Here is a 14,164-nt window from a genome sequence, read left to right as displayed (position 1 = left end):
GGTGGGGGCGGCGGCGGTGGCGCGGGTTTCCTGCCGATCGTCGCGCCGGCACAGCCGCAGCCCGAGCCGGCGCCTCCCGTGGTCGTGACCCACACGGTCGGTGGCACCGTCACTGGCCTCGCCGGCAGCCTGGTGCTCCAGAACAATGCGGGCGACGACCTGAAGCTCACGGCCGATGGCAAGTTCACCTTCACCGCAGCGCTCGTCGAAGGTGCGGCCTACGAGGTCAGCGTACGCACCCAGCCTCTGTGGCAGTTCTGCACCGTCAGCAAGGGCAGCGGCAAGGCGGCGGCCGACGTCGGTGACGTGGCGGTCGCGTGCTCGGCGGTGCAGGCGCAAGTGTCCACGTTCGCCGGATCGGGTACCACCGGCTCGGTCGATGGCAACGGGACCGCCGCATCGTTCTACCTCCCGTACAGCGTGGTCGTCGGCAAGAGCGGCGGCCTGCTCGTGTCCGACGTAGGAACCAATCTCGTGCGAAAGATCTCGCCTGCCGGCGATGTCTCGATCTTTGCGGGCGGCGGTGCGGGCGGTGGCTCGGGGGATGGCAACGGCACGGCCGCATCGTTCGCGGGGCTGGCCGGTCTTGTGCTGGATGCTGCGGGCAATGCCTATGCAACGGAATTCAACGGCAACCGCATCCGCAAGATCACGCCGGCAGCTGACGTGACCACGTTCGCCGGGAACGGCAACAGCAGTTCGCTCGATGGTCATGGCACTTCCGCCACGTTCAATGCACCTGCGTCGGTCGCTACAGATGCCGCCGGCAACCTCTACGTGACCGAACTCTTCGGCGCCGTCATTCGCAAGATCACGCCTGCTGGCGACGTCACCACGCTGGCCGGTTCGGGTGCGCTGGGTTTCGCCGACGGCACCGGGAGCGCGGCGTCTTTCAATATGGCCTATGGCATCGCGGTCGACGCGGGCGGGACCGTCTACGTTGCCGATGGCGGCAACAACCGCATCCGCAAGATCACGCCCGGTGGCGTGGTCACGACGCTGGCGGGTTCGGGCCAGGCCGGGGCGGCCGACGGGGCCGGCAACTCGGCATCTTTCCACCAGCCGAGCGGCCTGACGGTGGACAGCGACGGCATCATCTACGTGGCCGACACGGGCAACAGCCTGCTGCGCAAGATCACGCCGGCGGGCGTGGTCTCCACGATCGCCGGCCAGCCTGGTGTGCTGGGCGCGCAGAACGGCATCGGCACGGCAGCCACGTTCAAGCAGCCTTATGGGGTGACGGTCGATGCCGCTGGCAATCTGTACGTGGCCGACACCTTCAACAACCTGATCCGCAAGGTCACGCCGGCTCGCGCGCCCTGATCCCGAGGCATCGCCTCAGCCTCGGTGAGGGCAGGGGCCGCCTTGCGACGGCCACGCCACCGAGAATCGGCGCATGCCTCACGCCGTCTCCCTCCTTCGCGCCGCGCGCCTGGCGCGCAGCGCCAAGCCTTTTCTTGCCCGTGGCGGTTTCAAGCGCGAGCGCTGTGCGGGCTGCCGCCTGGTGCCCAGCCATTGCATGTGCGCCGTGCGCCCTCCGGTGGCCACGCGCGCGGGGGTGTGCCTGCTCATGGCCGACATCGAACCGCTCAAGCCCACCAACACCGGGTGGCTGGTGGCCGACGTGGTGGCAGACACCTTCGCCTTCGGCTGGGCCCGCACCGAGACCGATCCCGCGCTGCTGGCGCTGCTGGACGACCCGCAATGGCAACCCTACGTGGTGTTCCCGGGGCAGTACGCGGCGCCCGAGCGCGTGGTGCTGGGTGTTCCTGCATCGCCTGATGCGGCCGGCGGCGGCAGCGCGAAGCGCCCGCTCTTCATCCTGTTCGATGCGACCTGGGCCGAGGCACGCAAGATGTTTCGCCGCAGCCCCTACCTCGACCGGCTGCCGGTGCTGAGCCTGCAGCCCGAGCAGATCACGCAATACAAACTGCGCAACTCCGGCCGCGGCGACCACTTCTGCACCAGCGAGGTGGCGGCGATGTGCATGGACCTGGCCGGCGAGCAGGCCGCGCAGCAGACGCTGGACGCCTACCTGGGCGTGTTCACGCACCACTACCTGTGCGCGAAGAACCAGCAGCCGGTCGCATGGGACGGCGCCGCGCACCAGCGGCTGCGCGAGGTGGCCGCGCGGCGCGATCAGGTTGCCTGAGACCGTCTGCGCGGGTGAGCCTCAGCGCAGGTCGAACAGCGCCGCCGCGTTGCCCCAGGCGATGCGCTGCGCCACGGCGGGCGGCAGGTCGCCCAGCCAGGTGCGGTAGCCGCGCATGATTTCGTCGTAGGCGCTCCAGCGCTGGTTGACCCAGGTGTCGGAGCCGACCATGAAGCGATCGGGGTGCTTGAGGATCAGCGCGCGCCACTCGGGGCACAGGCGTCCGCCCTCGCAGGTGAGGCCGGGGCGGTACGAGAGTTCGCCCATCAGCAGCGGGTAGCGCTCCAGCATCGCCTGCACGCGCTCGACCGGCGTGCCGCCGATGCCGGTGTGGGCCCAGATGAGGCGCAGCGCGCGGCCCTTCGACGGCGCGTTCGCCATCAGCAGGTCGACGGCCACATCGTCCACGTGCGCGAGCACCGCGAGTTTTTTCTCTTCGGCCAGCGCGATCAGCTTCTTCGCCACGGGGCCGTTGGCGTTGGCGCTTTCGTACAGGTGGAATTCGCCGAGCCCGCGGTAGGGGCCGCTGGCGGTGCCGCGCGCCAGTTCGGCCAGCACCATCTCGTGGATGGTCTCGTCGCGGAACCAGTTGTTGTAGTCGTCGCGGTTGCGGTACAGGCGCACGAAGGGCACCACGGTGACGCCGGCGGCGCGGGTTTCGCGCGCGGCGGCCAGGGTCTGCGTGCCGGCATTGGGCCGCGAGTTCGCGATGATGGCCTTCACCTGGTTGCGCTGCATGCGCGCGAGCGCCTCGGTGGGCGGGAAGGGGCCGGCGGTGCCGTCCCAGGCTTCCTGGTTGTAGTGCAGGTGGGTGTCGAACAGCGGGCCGTCGTAAGGCGCGGCGGTTTGCCCGTGGGCTTGGGACAGGGCCAAGGCCGCGCAGGCGGCGATGCAGACAATGAAGCGCATGGGGTTCTCGCGGTGAGGGCCGGGGAGCCGGATTACATCACCCCGGATCACCGCATCGGCGCAGCCGCGCCCTTGTCGCCGGGCGCGACCTCGAGGCGATCGCGCGGGCCGGCGTCAGCTGCCGGCCGGGTGTGTCGTCGCCTTGCGGCTGCCATCCAGCGAGTACAGCTGCGGGCGGTCTTCCACCGCGACCGCCACTGCCTCGGTGCCGTGCTCCGCGGCGCGCGGTTGCCGGTACAGCTCGTTCTCGAGCCGCCGGGCACGTTCCGCGTACATGCGGGCGAGGGCGCTGTGATGCTCTGCGGCAGCCTGGTGTTCGATGCGTGCCATCTGCGCCTCTTCGAGCAGTGCCGAGGCACGTTTCAAATAGGCCGTGTGGGTGGGCCGAAACAAGAAGTCGAACATGGTTTCACACTCCTTTCCGCTGCAACAACGGTGCAATCATTGTGAACGAATGGCCTCAAAACGCCATCGATTCCTGTGGCTGCGACGCATCGAAGAAGCGTTCTGTTTCACTTGAGTCAGACAGAATCGGTGGCGAAGAGAGAGGGTTCGATCACCGATGAGCAATGAGGTTCGTTTTTGTCTGGAATACCGGCTTGCCGAAGGCGGGCCCGCGCATGCCGTGCAGACCGCGTGGATGGTCGATTCACCGGCCACGCGTGCGCAGATCGAGGAAATGATTGTCAACGCGCGCGCGATGAATGCCGCGCAGGCGAAGTGGTGGGTGGAGGAGCGCCAGGGCGGCGACGCCCCGCGCTGAAACGGCCGGCAGGCCTCAGTCGCGCATGTTCGCGAACTTCACCAGCGTCGCGTACTTCGCCGTGTCCTCGCGCATGATCTGCCCGAGGTCTTCCTTGCCCGTGGCGGGAATGGAGCCGCCTTCTTCCAGACGTCGGCGGATCGCCGGGTCGGCCAGGCCGGCCTGCAGCGCCGCGCGCAGGCTCTGCACGATGGGCGCGGGCAGGTCCTTCGGGCCCGCGAGCGCGAACCAGCCGCTCAGCTCGTAGCCTTTGAGCTGCGGATGCTCGCCGAGCGCCGGCACCTGCGGCAGGCCGGGAAAGCGCTTGGCCGACGACACACCCAGCGGCACGATCCGCCCGCCCTGCAGGAAGGGCGCCGCGGCGGTGGGCGACACGATCGCGAAGTCGAGCGTGCCGCCGACCAGGTCGCTCGTGAGCGGCGCGGTGCCGCGGTAGGGAATGTGCGTGAGGAACAGGCCTGCGCGCTGCTTGATCTGCTCGCCTACGAAGTGCAGCGTCGAGCCCACGCCCGAGCTGCCGTAGCTGAACTTGCCGGGGTTGCGTTTGGCCAGGGCGATGAACTCGTCGAGGTTCTTCACGCCCACCTTCGGACTCGCCACCAGCAGCACGGGCGCGACGGCGAGCAGGCTGACGGGGGTCAGGTCTTTCACCGGGTCGTAGCGCTGCGCCGGGTTCACCAGCACCGTGGCCGCCATCTCGTTGCTGGAGCCGGCCAGCAGCGTGTAGCCGTCGGCCGGGCTGCTCACTGCGCGCTGCGCCGCGACCACGCCTGCGGCGCCGGTCACGTTCTCGACCACCACCGTCGCACCGAGCTTGGCCGACAGGATGTCCGCCGCCACGCGCGCGGCCATGTCGACCGAGCCGCCCGGCGCGTAGCCGACCAGCAGCTTGATGGGCTTGGCGGGGTAGGTACCCTGCGCGAACGCGGGGGCGGCGGCACAGAGGGCGGCGGCGCCGAGCGCGCTCAGTGCCACGCGGCGCGAAACGGAAGAAGAAGCAAGACGGGTCATCGCGGTTCCAGTACGAAGGAGTGGGAAAGGAAAGGCGAAAGGCCCGCTCAGGCCTGCGCGCCCAGGAAGCGCCGCACCAGCTGCACCCAGTAGCTGGCCGCGATCGGCAGGATCGCGTCGTTGAAGTCGTAGCCGGGGTTGTGGACCATGCAGCCGCCGGTGCGGTGGTGCTCGCCTTCGCCGTTGCCCACGATCAGGTAGCTGCCGGGGCAGCGCTCCAGCATGAAGGAGAAGTCCTCGCTGCCCGTGAGCGGTGCCAGCGGCGGCAGCAGGCCGTCGTCGCCCAGCCAGTCGTGTGCGACCTGCCGTGCGAAGCGCGTGGACTCTTCGTCGTTCACCAGCGCGGGGTAGCGCCAGTGGTAGTCCACCTCGGCCTTTACGCCGAGCGTGGCGGCCTGCGCCTGCGCCAGTTCGGTGATGCGCTCGCGCAGCATGGCGCGGATCTCGGGCCGGTAGGCGCGCACCGTGAGGCGCATCTGCACGCTGTCGGCAATCACGTTGGGCGCGTCGCCGCCGTGGATCGCGCCCACCGACACCACCGCCATCTCGCGCGGGTCGACGTTGCGCGACACGATGGTCTGCAGCGCCACGACGATGTGCGCCGCCGCCACCACCGGGTCGGCCGACAGGTGCGGCGCCGAGCCGTGCCCGCCGCGCCCCGTCACCGTGATCGTGACCGAGTCGGACGAGGCCATGAACGAGCCTTCCTTGAAGCCGAACTTGCCCGCCGGAAAGCCGGGCATGTTGTGCAGCGCGAAGATGGCGTCGCAGGGAAAGCGCTCGAACAGGCCTTCTTCCACCATGCGGCGCCCGCCGCCCAGGCCTTCCTCGGCCGGCTGGAAGATCAGATGCAGCGTGCCGTCGAAGTTGCGCTCCTGCGCGATGACGCGCGCGGCGGCCAGCAGGATGCTGGTGTGGCCGTCGTGGCCGCAGGCGTGCATCTTGCCGGGCACCTGGCTGGCATAGGGCAGGCCGGTCGCTTCCTGGATCGGCAGCGCGTCCATGTCGGCGCGCAGGCCCAGGCGCCGCGTCCCCGTGCCGCATGTCAGCGTGGCGACCACACCGGTGCCGGCCAGGCCGCGGTGCACCTCGTAGCCCCACTCGGCCAGGCGCGTGGCCACCAGCTCGCTGGTGACGTGCTCTTCGTAGGCCAGCTCGGGGTGGGCGTGGATGCGGTGGCGCAGGCCGACCATCTCGGGCGCGACCTCGCGCACGGCGGGCAGCACGCTCTCGAGGGCGGCGGCGTTGTCGACGGTGTAGGTCGTCATGGGGGAATCTGTCTCCTTGCTGTCTTGCGGCGAGTCTAGGAATTCGCTGCCTGCGGGGGCAGACAGGCGCCGCCATGCAGGGGCGGGCGCAGCCTGTCGCTGCGGACGGCTGCGGATAATCGGCCGCCATGAAGCTGCACCAGCTCCGCTATCTCGCCGCCGTCGCCTCCGAAGGCAGCATCCGCGCCGCCGCGCGGGCACTGGGCGTCACCCAGGCCACGGTCACGCAGGGCCTGCGCGAACTGGAGGCGCATGCGCAGGTGGCGCTGTTCACACGCCACGGCGGCGGCATCGCCTTCACGCCGGCCGGCCTGGAGCTGCTCGAACATGCGCAGCGCGTGCTGGCCCAGCTGCGCCAGGCCGAAGACACGCTCTCACGCCACCGCGACACCGGCGCGCAGCAGCGCCTGACCGTGGCCATCACGCCCTGGATCACGCAGACCCTGCTGCCGCGCGTGGTGTCGCTGTTCCGCGAAGAGCTGCCGCACGTGCAGCTCGAGATGTTCGACGGCCTGTCGGCGCTCAGCTACCCGCGGCTGCGCGAAGGCAGCCTCGACCTGCTGATCGGCCGCATCGGCCCCGACGAGGCCATGCAGGGGCTGCAGGCGCAGCCGCTGTTCCGCTACGACATGACGGTGGTGGCGCGCCGCGGCCATCCGCGGGCCGGCGCGCAGTCGATGGCCGAGCTGCTGCAGGACGACTGGGTGCTCAACTTCACGCCGGGCGAGGGCGCGAGCTTTCTGGACAACCTGTTCCGCCAGCACGGCCTGGCCGCGCCCGTGCAGCGCATCCAGCTGGCGCATTCGCCGTCGATGATGCTGGGGCTCGTGCGCAAGACCGACATGCTCACCTTCTGCCCCTGGCCGCTGGTGGAAACCGAGAGCCTGCGCCATGCGCTCGTGACCCTGCAGCTGCGCGAGCGCTTCCACAGCAATGTCGTGGGCATCGTGCGCCGCGCGCAGGAGGCGCCGTCGCACGCGGCGGCGCGCTTCATCGCGCACTTCCTGGCGCAGCTGCCGGCGTGGCAGGCCTCGGACGATCCGGAGCTGCGGCGGGTGCTGCACTCGGTGGATTTCATCGAGGCAGCGCCGGACGCCCCGTTGCCTCACCCGTGATAGTCGCTCCACGACATGCGCACCATGCCCGGCGGCGTGGGCGCGCCGGCTGAGGCCAGCGTCACCGGCGGGTCGTCGTCCACGCGGCTCTTGGCGCGCGAGTCCCAGTCGTCGAGAAAGACCTGCTGGTAGTACTGCGCCACCTCTTCGTTGTGGATGATCAGCCCGGCGTCGCGGTTGCGCAGCACGCCGTCGCCCGACCAGTTGGTGCTGCTCACCAGCACCGCCTGGCCGTCCACGATGATGCCCTTGTTGTGGATGCTGCCCTGGACGCGGAACACGTCCTGGTTGCAGCCCGCCTCGACCAGCTTGCGGATGTTGTCGGCCGCGCTGGTGCTGCCCAGGATGATGCGCAGGTCGAGGTCCGGCTCGGTGCTGCGCTCTGCCAGCTTGCGCAGCAGCGCGCGAAAGTCCGCGTCCTTGTCGGCATCGCTCCAGGTGATGTAGGCGAACTGCAGGTACAGCGAAGTCTGTGCGCTGTCGATGAGCGCATTGATGTGCGGCAGGTAGTTGTCCGGCGTGAGCACGGGCTGCACTTTCACCGTGGTCTTCACCGCCGGCAGCCGCGCGGGTTCGATCGGCACCACCGGCCCCGCGAAGGCCACGGCCTGCTCCAGCAGGTGGTCGAGCGGCACGAACACGTCGGGCAGCGTGAGCTTGGGCGCCACGTCCAGCGCCGCGTCGGCCGCGCCATCGGCTTCTTCCTTCTCGGAGGCCTTGAGGTCGTGCAGGATGTACTTCTCGAAGACCTTCGAGAGCACGGCGTCGCTGCAGATCACGTGCCACTCGCGGTTGCCCTTGCTGAACATGCCCTTGGCCTGCGCGGGCGTGGCCACGGGGTCGATGTCGGGCTGGCTGCGCTTGCTCCAGTTGCCGCTCGACAACCAGAAGGCCTTGCCGTCGCGCACCGCCACTTTCTCGTGGTACGCGCTGGCGAAGCGACGGCCCTTGCCGCACTGCACGAGCCAGGCGGTGAAGTCGGCCTCCTGCTGCAGCTTGCGCAGCTTCTTGCGGATGACCTGTTCTTCCTTCGTCATGCCGTCGTCCCAGCTCAGCGCCGCCGCGATGCCGCCGTCGCGCACGAGGTCGATGAAGACCTGGGCGACGTGGTCGGCGTTGAAGTCGTACATCGCCACCGACAGCGAGCGCGTGGTGCCTTCGAGAAAAGGCCGCAGCACCGGCCACCCCGCGTCGGGACCGACGTGGCACAGGAAGGGCAGCTTCACGTTGTAGACCTTGTCGATGGGCTGGCCCGCAGGCGGCTTGTAGACGAGGCCGACGGCGGCTTCGGCGAGTGCGTTCACCGTGTCCTCGAAGTCCGCGCTGGCGGCCAGCTGCCGCGCGGGGTCGGCCTGCATCACGCAGACGCGGTACGGGCCGAGCTGCCGGGGCGCGCGCTCGGCCACGGGCACCTCCGATAACGGGCGCTTGCGGTCGACCAGCACGATCACCGCGGGCTCGCGCAGGAAGCGGCCGTCGACCAGCGGAAAGCCCGGCTCCGCCGCCACGTAGCCGGGCAGGGCGGCCAGCTGCGCCTGGTGGGTGGCGATCACCGACCGGACCGCCGCGCGCGCGGCATCGTCGAGCACTTTCATGGGTGTTCCTTGGGCTGGGTTGTGAGGCACGGGTGTGCGGGCGCCTGCCGGCATGGCATGCGCGAAGGAAGCGACCCGGGTGGGTCGCGTGTCAGGGGAATCAGGAAATGTTGGGCAGCCGGCGCGACAGCTCGACCGACTCGACGGCCGGGTCGGCTTCGAGCTGCTGGAGCTTGTCCAGCGGAATCTCGGCCGAGAACAGGCCCGGCGAGATGTCGGCGCGCGCGGCGATGTAGTCCGGGCGCTCGGCGCCCTCGCACAGCTTGACCAGCACGACGACGCGCTCGCCCGACACCGGCGCGGGGGCGGCCGAAAAGTCGAGCTTCTTGAGCGAGCGCAAGTCGATGGTCATGAGAGGGCAGATGGGGGCGGGAACACAGATTACACCCCCCGCTCGGGTTCGGCACAACCGCACCGGGCGTGGGGGTCATGGCTGGATCGTCAGATTGCGCCGCTGCCAGCCCGGCCGTCGCCGCGCTGCGGGTCCCAGCCGGCCGGCCCCGCGCCGGGCTTGACGCCCGCCTTCAGTTTGGCGCGGATGTCGGCGATGGTCAGCTTCTTGCCCGCTTTGTGAGCCTTGGCCAGCATCAGCGCGACCAGCCCCGTCACCGCCGGCGCCGCCATGCTGGTGCCCGACTTCTTCACCATGCCGTCCTTCGTGCGCGACTGCGCCGCCTTCACCTGCACGCCGGGGGCGCTGACCTCGGGCTTGGGCCGGCCGTCGCGCGTCGGGCCTGCGCTCGAGAAGCTGGCGGCGGGCTCGCCCGTCTTGCGGGCATCGTAGGCGCCGACCACGATCGACAGCTTGCCCGTCGACAGCGAGCCCAGCAGGTGCGACTTCACCGGCTGGCCGAAGTACGACTGGCCGCTGTCCAGGCGTTCGAGCCAGGCGTGGAACGGCACGTCGTCGGCGGCCAGGGCGTGCAGCCGCACCTTGAACTCGCCGTCGGGCCAGTTGGGGGCGAGCCAGATGCCGATCACGTTGTCCTTGTTGTTCGGGTCGGTGATGCGGCTGCTGAGGAACGCGGCGATCTCGCCGTTGCCCGCGCCGAGCGGAAAGTTTTCGCCCGGCGCCACGCTCGCCAGCACCTCGCCGTCGGGGCCCAGCAGCTCGGCGCGCAGGCGCTGGCTGCCGCCGTACCAGAGTTCGAACTCGCCGCCCTTGCCATTGACCAGGGTCCACGACACGTCGAGGTGCCCGTTGCCGGGCACCGTGCCCGCCGTGTGCGTGTTGTCTTCCTGCGAATTGCCGGCCGCCAGCACGATCGCGCGGTTGGGCTTTTGCGACACGAGCGCGTCGAAGCCCTGCTCGACCAGCGAGGTGCCGTCGTGCGGGCCGCCGTTGGTGCCCAGGCTCAGGTTGACGACGCAGGGCCTGTCGCCGGCGCGGTCGAAGATGAACTTCACCGCCTCGAGCATCTGCACCGAATCGCCGAAGGAGCTGAACACGGCGTTGTGGCCGGTCCATGCGATGTCGCGGGCCGACATCTCGACGAAGATCAGGTCGGCCTTGGGCGCCACGCCGGGTTGCAGCGAACCCCGGCCGTTGCCGCCGGCGATGTCCATCACATGCGTGCCGTGCGAGCCGGGGCTGCCCGGCATGCCCGCGCCGGGGTCGTAGCCCAGCGCCTTGTACGGGTCGGCCTTCTTCAGCGCCTTGTCGATGTCCGCCGCCTCGAAGAGCCGGCCGTAGCCGTAGGGACTGTTGGCCTTGGCCGGCGCGCCTTGCTGCCACAGCGCCAGCAGGCGCGTCTTGCCGTTGGCCTTCATGAAGTTCTGGTGCGCGAAGTCGCCGCCCGAGTCGACCACGCCGATCACCACGCCGGCGCCGCCCGCCGTGCCGGCGAGCGCGGGGTTGTCGGCCTGCACGCCCATCGACGCGATGGTGTTGTTCAAGGCCGGCAGCACCGGCTGCGAGGCCTTCATGCTGAGCACGGCCGGATGCTGGCGGATGACTTCTGCCTTGCCCAGCGGAATGCGGCCCGTGACGAGCACCGTGCCGTCGTCGGCGGTGCCGATGTCGGAGCCCGCATCGACGTCGGGAATGTCGGCCCACTCGGCATGGCTGGTGACGCGCGCCACCACCGGCACCGAGTCGCCGTCGGCGGACGAGATGGGCATGCTCTGCTTGCCCGCGCGGCGGTTCATCACCGCCAGTTGGAGGCGCGGGTCCATCGAGGTCTCGACGTCCATCGGCAGGCGCTGCAATTGCGCGAGCCCGAAGGTCGACACCGGCGAGAGCCGCGTGCACAACGCGTCGGCCGTGCCGGCGAGCGCGGCGGTGAGGGCAGGGGAGGCTTCGCCCGGCAGGTGGCCCGCGGCGGGCGCGTCGGCGTGGGCCGACTGCGCCACCATCGCGGCGGCCATCTCCGGCGGAAGGTCGACCCAGCTGTTGAGGAGCTTGATCTGGCCGGTTACGTGGAGCCGCACGCTGCCGGACGACAGCGCCGGCGTCAGCACCCCGTGCGGCATCCTGGGGACTTTCGTATCAGCGGGCGAGGGCTTCTTCGCGGCGACGCGCTTCTTGGCTGGGGCCATCGGTCGGATCTCCTTGCGCAGGGGGGCGGGTGGGTACCGCGAGGTGTAGCAGATTGCCGTGTCATCTGTCACCCCGGCTTGGGCAAGGAGGCGGTCAGAATCGCCGCATGAAAGTGGTGTTCAAGCTTCTGTTCGCGTACCTGGTGGCGAGTCTGCTGTCGACGGGTCTTGCGTTGGTTCTCTTTCCGCTGCACGCGCATGTGCCTGCGGTGGTGGTGCTGCTTGCGTTTCCGCTGGTGCCGTGGACCTTGCTTGGCAACCTCGTGAGCGAGGGCTTCAGGGCCCGGGAGGTGGGGCCGTTGCTGGTGTTCGTGCTGGCGTTCGGCGGCGTGGCCTGGCTGGCGTTTCGGTCGTCATCGAAGGCCGCGCAGCGATAGCCGCGCCGGGCTCACTTCGCCCCGATCTCGAAGACATCGCCGTTCGTCGGCGTCGCGTTCTCGTGATAGATGTCGTAGAGGTACTGCGCGAGGTCGGCCGGCGCCACGTCGGGCGGAATCGCGAGCTGGGCGAGGCCCAGTTTTCCGTCGGCACCGACCCAGTGGCTGCGCCAGCGGGCATCGGTCATTTCGACGCGCAGGGTGCGGCCGAACACGTTGAAGAGGTGGCGCATCGTCTGGGCTCCGGGCATGCACGAAAAGAGATGTGGGGACAGCCACTGTAGCGTCCTCGTCGTATGCACAATGGGCCGAATCGCCCGTCACATCCACTCCAGAGTCCGCATGGCAGACCTCAACGTACGCAAGACCTACGAAGCGGCCGTGGCCGAGCTCGGTCCTGCTGCCGAGCGGATGCTGGCCGATGGTGTGAGTGAAGAACAGGTGGCGCGCTGGATCTTCGCGCAGCGGGACGATCTCAAGCTGCACTACCGCGCGCTGACGCCGTCAGCCGAACTGCAGGCCCTCGAAGCCAGGTCGCACAGCCGCTACGGCAACACGCTGGGCCCGTCGATCGAGCAACTGCGCAGCGCGGGCAAGTCGTGGCGGGACATCATCGATTCGGCGGCGCGGCCGGGGACTCACTACCGCCAGGGCGATTGATCGTTCGTTCGCTACGTGCCGCTGCGCCAGCGGCCGGAGCTTGCGCAGACCTCGGCCTGCTGGCCGTTCACCCGGACCTGTTCTTCATCGAGCTGCGACGCGGTGGCCGGATCGACATCGAAGCCGACGCCGAGCAGTCGCGCCACCTGCGCGTCTTCGATCGACAGCTCCCAGGTCAGGAACAGCTGCGTGCGATCGATCGAAGACGGGAAATCGGCTGCATCGAAACCGTGGTCGCTGCCGCGCGGCACGACGGCGTGGGGCTGGCCCGTGTCGAACAGCAGGGCCGTGCCCCGGGTGAGCGGAATTCGATGGCCCGTGACGGGGAAATGCACGTCCAGGCCCTTGTCTTCGCTGAGGAACAGGTTGCAGAAGGCCGCGCCGCCGTACTGCGCGCCGTCGTGGTGGTAGCGCGCGCCGCGGCAGGCCATCAGGGCGACGTCGCTGGCGGGCAGCAGCGACGCGGGCAGGCCCAGCGTGCCGAGCCAGCCGGACATCGCCTGCACGCACTGCGCGTAGTCGGGCCAGCGCGTGCGCGCGCGGGCCAGCGGCATCGGTTCGACATCGCCGGGTTCGAGCGGCACGTTCGTGGCGATCTCCCGCTGCCAGTCGGCCACGAGGCGGGCTGGGGGCTCGGGAACGTCGAGCAGGGCCGCGTGCACGACGCCGCTCACGCTGCGGCTGCGCAGCGTGTCGCCGTGCCAGAAGTAGGAGGTCAGCAGGTCGTGCATGCGGGGGCTTTCAAGGCACGGAGGGTACACGCGGCAAGGTGCCGGGCACCGGGGAGCGACGGCCGATGCGGCATACTCCCACCCCCTCCCAACTCGCCAGAATTCCGCTGAATGGACAAGGAAGTCGACCCCTCCGTGCTCGCCGCCATCGATGAGATGCGGCTCTCCGGACCGCGCCTCACGCCGGTCGAAATCGTCGCCAAGATGGGGGTGTTCGACGCACGCGACAAGCCGTTCGAGCACGCCTGGCTCGCCACGGGCGACAACGTCATCGCCACCATCTGGGGCGAGTACGTGAGCGTGGCGGCCGGTGGCCGCTGGTTCTACCTGGAATCGCTCGACGCCCAGCGCCGCCCCGGCGGCGGCGTGCGCAGCGCCCAGCAGGCGCAGCGCGCCAAGGACCGCCTGGCCCTGCTCAAGCGCACCTTCGACGCCGGCCAGGGATTCCGCGCCGTGCTGCAGACCAACCGCGTCGCCATCGCCGAGCTCGAGAGCAACAAGAGCGCCAAGGTGTCGACCCGCGTGCGCGACGACGCCGAATGGCACGTCGCGAGCTGGGAGCCTGAACAACAGCTCGCCGTGCTGGTGCGCGGTGCGCGCGGCTGGGTGCCGACCGAGGCCGACATCACGGCCGCCAAGGCCCGTGGCGGCGTGCCGGCGGCCGATGACGCCGACGCGGCCCCGGCCGGCCCGACCACGACCGACGCCGTGCAGGCCGCCGCCATGGCCTATGTCATGGGCCACTTCAAGGGCTACGGCTACAACGCGGAAGACGTCACCAGCAAGGCGCTGGGCTACGACATCGAGGTGTCGAACGCCAAGGGCGCGATGCTGCTCAAGGTGGTCGTGAAGGGCACCGCCCCGGCGCTGCCGACCTTCGCGCTCACGCCCGAGGAAAGCCTGTGCGCCGTGCGCGAGCCGCTGTGGCGCCTGCTGGTGGTGGCCGACGCGGGCAGCGCGACGGCGGCGCACAAGATCTACAAGCCGACCGAAGTCGACCAGGCGCCGGGCTTCCAGCGCAAGGCCTGACCGGCCTCCCTGGCAA

Annotated in this window: 16 protein-coding genes; 7 read left to right on the top strand and 9 right to left on the bottom strand. The window is 69.8% G+C overall.

Annotated features, from left to right (window positions below):
- Together AC07YS_RS24555 and AC07YS_RS24550 are read left to right on the top strand one after the other, a co-directional pair.
- Nucleotides 1–1,323 (top strand): NHL repeat-containing protein (locus tag AC07YS_RS24555; protein WP_495268109.1); only part of this gene is annotated, 1,323 nt, incomplete at its 5' end.
- A 73-nt stretch (nt 1,324–1,396) separates the two neighbouring features.
- Nucleotides 1,397–2,152 (top strand): tRNA-uridine aminocarboxypropyltransferase, encoded by a 756-nt coding sequence (locus AC07YS_RS24550; protein ID WP_495268110.1) that lies wholly within the window; start codon nt 1,397–1,399, stop codon nt 2,150–2,152.
- A 21-nt stretch (nt 2,153–2,173) separates the two neighbouring features.
- Here AC07YS_RS24550 and AC07YS_RS24545 read toward each other — a convergent pair whose 3' ends face one another.
- Nucleotides 2,174–3,061 (bottom strand): amidohydrolase family protein, encoded by an 888-nt coding sequence (locus tag AC07YS_RS24545; protein WP_495268111.1) that lies wholly within the window; start codon nt 3,059–3,061, stop codon nt 2,174–2,176.
- A 114-nt stretch (nt 3,062–3,175) separates the two neighbouring features.
- Nucleotides 3,176–3,466 carry a hypothetical protein gene (locus tag AC07YS_RS24540; protein ID WP_062474377.1) on the bottom strand — a complete coding sequence of 97 codons (291 nt, stop codon included), beginning with the start codon at nt 3,464–3,466 and terminating at the stop codon, nt 3,176–3,178.
- Between the two features lie 157 nt (nt 3,467–3,623).
- On the opposite strand from AC07YS_RS24540, the gene AC07YS_RS24535 reads away from it, so the two are divergent.
- Nucleotides 3,624–3,824: a hypothetical protein gene (locus AC07YS_RS24535; RefSeq protein ID WP_062474379.1), complete on the top strand. Its 201-nt coding sequence runs from the start codon at nt 3,624–3,626 to the stop codon at nt 3,822–3,824.
- A gap of 15 nt (nt 3,825–3,839) precedes the next feature.
- Here the strand turns inward: AC07YS_RS24535 and AC07YS_RS24530 are convergent, their stop codons facing one another.
- Both AC07YS_RS24530 and AC07YS_RS24525 read right to left on the bottom strand, forming a co-directional pair.
- Nucleotides 3,840–4,835, bottom strand: coding sequence for a Bug family tripartite tricarboxylate transporter substrate binding protein (locus AC07YS_RS24530; RefSeq protein WP_495268112.1), 996 nt, complete (start codon nt 4,833–4,835; stop codon nt 3,840–3,842).
- Nucleotides 4,836–4,882: 47 nt separating this feature from the next.
- Nucleotides 4,883–6,103: a M20 aminoacylase family protein gene (locus AC07YS_RS24525; protein ID WP_495268113.1), complete on the bottom strand. Its 1,221-nt coding sequence runs from the start codon at nt 6,101–6,103 to the stop codon at nt 4,883–4,885.
- A gap of 128 nt (nt 6,104–6,231) precedes the next feature.
- Between AC07YS_RS24525 and AC07YS_RS24520 the strand changes: the two genes are divergently transcribed.
- Nucleotides 6,232–7,218 (top strand): LysR family transcriptional regulator, encoded by a 987-nt coding sequence (locus AC07YS_RS24520; protein ID WP_492725989.1) that lies wholly within the window; start codon nt 6,232–6,234, stop codon nt 7,216–7,218.
- Here the strand turns inward: AC07YS_RS24520 and AC07YS_RS24515 are convergent.
- From AC07YS_RS24515 to AC07YS_RS24505, 3 genes are all read right to left on the bottom strand, one after another.
- Nucleotides 7,209–8,813, bottom strand: a complete 1,605-nt coding sequence (locus AC07YS_RS24515; RefSeq protein ID WP_495268114.1) for a phospholipase D-like domain-containing protein — start codon at nt 8,811–8,813, stop codon at nt 7,209–7,211. The genes AC07YS_RS24520 and AC07YS_RS24515 overlap by 10 nt on opposite strands.
- A 100-nt stretch (nt 8,814–8,913) precedes the next feature.
- The gene (locus AC07YS_RS24510; protein WP_139703887.1) at nt 8,914–9,165 is read right to left on the bottom strand and encodes a cell division protein FtsQ/DivIB; all 252 of its coding nucleotides are present in this window, start codon (nt 9,163–9,165) and stop codon (nt 8,914–8,916) included.
- An 89-nt stretch (nt 9,166–9,254) separates the two neighbouring features.
- Nucleotides 9,255–11,351, bottom strand: a complete 2,097-nt coding sequence (locus tag AC07YS_RS24505) for a S8 family serine peptidase (protein ID WP_495268115.1) — start codon at nt 11,349–11,351, stop codon at nt 9,255–9,257.
- A 107-nt stretch (nt 11,352–11,458) separates the two neighbouring features.
- Between AC07YS_RS24505 and AC07YS_RS24500 the strand changes: the two genes are divergently transcribed.
- Nucleotides 11,459–11,728, top strand: a complete 270-nt coding sequence (locus AC07YS_RS24500) for a hypothetical protein (protein WP_492725995.1) — start codon at nt 11,459–11,461, stop codon at nt 11,726–11,728.
- An 11-nt stretch (nt 11,729–11,739) separates the two neighbouring features.
- On the opposite strand, the gene AC07YS_RS24495 is transcribed toward AC07YS_RS24500, so the two are convergent.
- A complete protein-coding gene (locus AC07YS_RS24495) occupies nt 11,740–11,961 on the bottom strand; it encodes a DUF7661 family protein (RefSeq protein ID WP_143599026.1) in 222 nt (73 codons plus the stop codon).
- A gap of 109 nt (nt 11,962–12,070) precedes the next feature.
- On the opposite strand from AC07YS_RS24495, the gene AC07YS_RS24490 reads away from it, so the two are divergent.
- Complete coding sequence (locus AC07YS_RS24490; RefSeq protein WP_495268116.1) at nt 12,071–12,388, top strand: hemagglutinin; 318 nt, start codon at nt 12,071–12,073, stop codon at nt 12,386–12,388.
- A gap of 11 nt (nt 12,389–12,399) precedes the next feature.
- On the opposite strand, the gene AC07YS_RS24485 is transcribed toward AC07YS_RS24490, so the two are convergent.
- On the bottom strand, nt 12,400–13,119 hold the full coding sequence (locus AC07YS_RS24485) for a hypothetical protein (protein ID WP_495268117.1): 720 nt from the start codon (nt 13,117–13,119) through the stop codon (nt 12,400–12,402).
- Nucleotides 13,120–13,230: 111 nt separating this feature from the next.
- Between AC07YS_RS24485 and AC07YS_RS24480 the strand changes: the two genes are divergently transcribed.
- Nucleotides 13,231–14,148, top strand: a complete 918-nt coding sequence (locus AC07YS_RS24480) for a protein NO VEIN domain-containing protein (protein WP_095947426.1) — start codon at nt 13,231–13,233, stop codon at nt 14,146–14,148.
- Nucleotides 14,149–14,164 lie beyond the last annotated feature (16 nt).

The sequence above is a fragment of the Variovorax sp. GW458-11-26-14-LB1 genome, assembly GCF_059423965.1.
The sequence above is the reverse complement of the archived record's forward strand: the minus strand, read 5'-3'. Positions and strand labels throughout refer to the sequence as shown.

What these genes read in the sequence shown, in the direction of transcription:
- AC07YS_RS24550 (WP_495268110.1), top strand. Translation starts at nt 1,397, where the DNA reads ATGCCTCACGCCGTCTCCCTCCTTCGCGCCGCGCGCCTGGCGCGCAGC.
- AC07YS_RS24545 (WP_495268111.1), bottom strand. Translation starts at nt 3,061, where the DNA reads ATGCGCTTCATTGTCTGCATCGCCGCCTGCGCGGCCTTGGCCCTGTCC.
- AC07YS_RS24540 (WP_062474377.1), bottom strand. Translation starts at nt 3,466, where the DNA reads ATGTTCGACTTCTTGTTTCGGCCCACCCACACGGCCTATTTGAAACGT.
- AC07YS_RS24535 (WP_062474379.1), top strand. Translation starts at nt 3,624, where the DNA reads ATGAGCAATGAGGTTCGTTTTTGTCTGGAATACCGGCTTGCCGAAGGC.
- AC07YS_RS24530 (WP_495268112.1), bottom strand. Translation starts at nt 4,835, where the DNA reads ATGACCCGTCTTGCTTCTTCTTCCGTTTCGCGCCGCGTGGCACTGAGC.
- AC07YS_RS24525 (WP_495268113.1), bottom strand. Translation starts at nt 6,103, where the DNA reads ATGACGACCTACACCGTCGACAACGCCGCCGCCCTCGAGAGCGTGCTG.
- AC07YS_RS24520 (WP_492725989.1), top strand. Translation starts at nt 6,232, where the DNA reads ATGAAGCTGCACCAGCTCCGCTATCTCGCCGCCGTCGCCTCCGAAGGC.
- AC07YS_RS24515 (WP_495268114.1), bottom strand. Translation starts at nt 8,813, where the DNA reads ATGAAAGTGCTCGACGATGCCGCGCGCGCGGCGGTCCGGTCGGTGATC.
- AC07YS_RS24510 (WP_139703887.1), bottom strand. Translation starts at nt 9,165, where the DNA reads ATGACCATCGACTTGCGCTCGCTCAAGAAGCTCGACTTTTCGGCCGCC.
- AC07YS_RS24505 (WP_495268115.1), bottom strand. Translation starts at nt 11,351, where the DNA reads ATGGCCCCAGCCAAGAAGCGCGTCGCCGCGAAGAAGCCCTCGCCCGCT.
- AC07YS_RS24500 (WP_492725995.1), top strand. Translation starts at nt 11,459, where the DNA reads ATGAAAGTGGTGTTCAAGCTTCTGTTCGCGTACCTGGTGGCGAGTCTG.
- AC07YS_RS24495 (WP_143599026.1), bottom strand. Translation starts at nt 11,961, where the DNA reads ATGCGCCACCTCTTCAACGTGTTCGGCCGCACCCTGCGCGTCGAAATG.
- AC07YS_RS24490 (WP_495268116.1), top strand. Translation starts at nt 12,071, where the DNA reads ATGGCAGACCTCAACGTACGCAAGACCTACGAAGCGGCCGTGGCCGAG.
- AC07YS_RS24485 (WP_495268117.1), bottom strand. Translation starts at nt 13,119, where the DNA reads ATGCACGACCTGCTGACCTCCTACTTCTGGCACGGCGACACGCTGCGC.
- AC07YS_RS24480 (WP_095947426.1), top strand. Translation starts at nt 13,231, where the DNA reads ATGGACAAGGAAGTCGACCCCTCCGTGCTCGCCGCCATCGATGAGATG.